2 protein-coding genes and 1 pseudogene are annotated in these 2,652 nt (G+C 52.3%); all 3 read right to left on the bottom strand.

Annotated features, from left to right (window positions below; genetic code table 11):
• Positions 1-233 precede the first annotated feature (233 nt).
• Positions 234-1,088, bottom strand: a complete 855-nt coding sequence (locus WH277_RS00785) for a flagellin N-terminal helical domain-containing protein (RefSeq protein ID WP_339456197.1) — start codon at positions 1,086-1,088, stop codon at positions 234-236.
• Between the two features lie 167 nt (positions 1,089-1,255).
• The gene (locus WH277_RS00790; protein ID WP_339456195.1) at positions 1,256-2,293 is read right to left on the bottom strand and encodes a hypothetical protein; all 1,038 of its coding nucleotides are present in this window, start codon (positions 2,291-2,293) and stop codon (positions 1,256-1,258) included.
• Between the two features lie 9 nt (positions 2,294-2,302).
• A pseudogene (locus WH277_RS00795) lies at positions 2,303-2,652 on the bottom strand (hypothetical protein); the annotation flags it as partial.

Genomic DNA, 2,652 nt, shown 5'->3' on the forward strand with positions numbered 1-2,652 from the left:
CTATCTAACCAACTCATTATGACCTCCCGTTCGCCTGCGTTTTGCATGGCGGAAGTAGACTATTTCACTTTCTCAAAGCAATACTCATGCCAACTTTTAAATTTATTATTTATCATTAAGTTAGAATGAGACGAGAACCCGGCTTTCCGCCTGATGCGGAAATATCCGTTTCCGCTTGCGGAAACAAAAACACCGCTACGTGAGCGGTGTTTTTTCAGTTCAAGGAAGAGGGATTAACCCAACATGCCCAGCACCATCTGGCTCATGCCATTAGCCTGCTTAAGCATGGCCTGGCTTGACTGCGTCAGCATCTGATTGCGCGTCATATTGGTCGCTTCGGAAGCGAAGTCAGCATCACGAATAATGCCCAGGTTAAGGTTGGTGTTATCCTGCATGTTGGCCAGGTTAGCGCCAGTGTGGCCCAGACGGTTGATGTTGGCACCCAGAGAGGAGCGCATAGACCCCACGTCTTTGATTGCCGTGTTCAGGCTGTCAATCGCTGCGTTACCACCCGTTGCTGAAGTCAGATCAGACGAAAGCAGGGTTTTCAGTGAGCCGGTCGTTTTTCCCATCTCCGTTGAGAAATCGACTTTCAGTGTTTCATCGGTGCTGGCACCGATCTGGAACTGCATGAGGCTCATCAGTTTGCCTGAGACTGAACCGCTGACAGAGGACAGCAGTTTCTCTGTACCGTAAGAGGTGTTGCTCATGATGTTTTCCAGCTCAGCATTCAGCTCTTTGTACTCAGCGCCAATGGCCGTACGGTCATCCTCTCCGTTAGTATCATCTGCAGCCTGAGTCGCCAGATCCTTCATGCGATACAGGATGTTGTTCACTTCATCAAAAGCCCCTTCTGCGGTCTGCAGCATGGAAGTTGCTTTAGCAATGTTCTGCTTAGCCACGCCCATACCGTTAGACTGTGCTTGCAGACGAGTTGCGATTTGCAGGCCAGCTGCATCATCAGCTGCAGAGTTAATACGAAGACCCGTACCCAGACGCTGCATCGCAGTATTCAGGCTACTTGTTGACTTGTTCATCGCATTGGTAGAACTCATTCCTGCTGCGCTAGTGAAGATAGATAATGCCATGTTTATTTGCTCCTTGAGGAATCACCGCGATTCCGTTTCCAGTACCAGAGATAAGCGACAGGAACAGGGAGAAAGTTAAGCGCACCGAGAAAAAAGTTGAAAAAAAGTGAAATAATCGCCTGAACATCGCCTTTTACAGTGGCACTGTCTTAGCCCTCCTCAAGCGATTACCCCACGGCCAATACGTTACGCACCCGCGCGCCCCGAACATTTGCCTGGCCTGCCAGCGCCTGCGACATGCCGCTAAAGTCCGCATGACGCAGTCGGGCTGACAGATCTTCTGATACCTGCAGTGCCGAAGTCTCGCCATGTTTAAAGGTGGCCATGCTGTCAATGCGCTGCTGAACCAGGTTACGGGTCGCCTGCAGATGACGTCGCTGTCGGGTCACCGTCTCCAGCGATTGCTCAAGGCTGCCAAGCAATGCCCCTGCACTTGCCGGCGTGCGTACCAGTTGTTGCAACGTCTCTTCCAGACCGCTTTCTCTTTGTGGCTTAAGAGGATAAAACTGCCCCTGCGGATAGCGCTCACCGCCCCCCTGCACGCTGAGATGCTGACCGACCTCTGCCCAGCGATCCTCACCCACCTGGAAATTCAACTGTCTGCCGTTGAGCTGACCGTGAATGCCCCACTTTCCCAGAGCCTGGTTAAGGCGCAGCAGGTTTTGCTGCGGCGAGGTGCCATCCAGTTCTGCCGCACTGATCGAGCGCTGGCGACCTGCCAGCGAAAAGGTCAGCAATTCTGGCTGTGCGTTATACAGTAATGCCGCCCCATCCTGCAGGCTGAAGTTAACCGACGGTTTATTTTGCAGGCTAAGTTGCAGCTGTCTGTCCACTGTTCCTGCGGAAAGCTGCTCACGTTTTGCCAGCAATTTTTGCAGGATTTCCGCCTGGCTGGCAATCTCACTCGCCACGGCACGACGTGTAATGAGATGGTTCAGCTGCAGAACCTTTTTCTCAGTTTCCAGCAGGAATTCATCCGCCTGCTGAACCGCGGTCAGTTGCTGATTAAGCTGTACGTTATAGCGCAGTGGTTCTGAGGAAATTAACGGACGATCAGGAAAAGCAGCTGCCGCTTTCCGGGCCGAATGTACGCCGGATGGCGCACTGACCGCGTTAAGCGGGGCAGCAGAGACCTGCGTCTTACTGACGGCCGTATTGGCCGTTGCCGGGGTTCCTGCCCCGGCACGATGAGTGATCGGTATCATGTGATTATCTTAAATCAGTGAGAACAGCGAAAGCTGCTGGATTCGGGTATAGCTTTTCTGCGCACCCACTGTTGCATTGTAAAGACGGGCCAGATCAATACTCGCCTCAGCCATATTCAACGTTGTCAGGCTGTTGATCACCGTGTCATTCACCACGCCATTATCGCCGTGAATATCGTTTAGCAGGGTCAGGTTGTTCTGACGAGCGCCCAGTTCGGTATATAACGCGCCAACCTTCACATGCGCGCTATCAATAGCATTAAAGGCCTCCTGCATCTCCGCAAAGTAGTCCGGCGGATTCTGGCTGCCATCCTGCATTTTTTGGGTCACTGCATACACTGTATTCAGCATTTCAAGAT

It is taken from the genome of Erwinia sp. MYb416, assembly GCF_037479575.1.
GTDB classification, from domain to species: domain Bacteria; phylum Pseudomonadota; class Gammaproteobacteria; order Enterobacterales; family Enterobacteriaceae; genus Erwinia; species Erwinia rhapontici.

What these genes read in the sequence shown, in the direction of transcription:
- WH277_RS00790 (WP_339456195.1), bottom strand. Translation starts at nt 2,293, where the DNA reads ATGATACCGATCACTCATCGTGCCGGGGCAGGAACCCCGGCAACGGCC.
- WH277_RS00785 (WP_339456197.1), bottom strand. Translation starts at nt 1,088, where the DNA reads ATGGCATTATCTATCTTCACTAGCGCAGCAGGAATGAGTTCTACCAAT.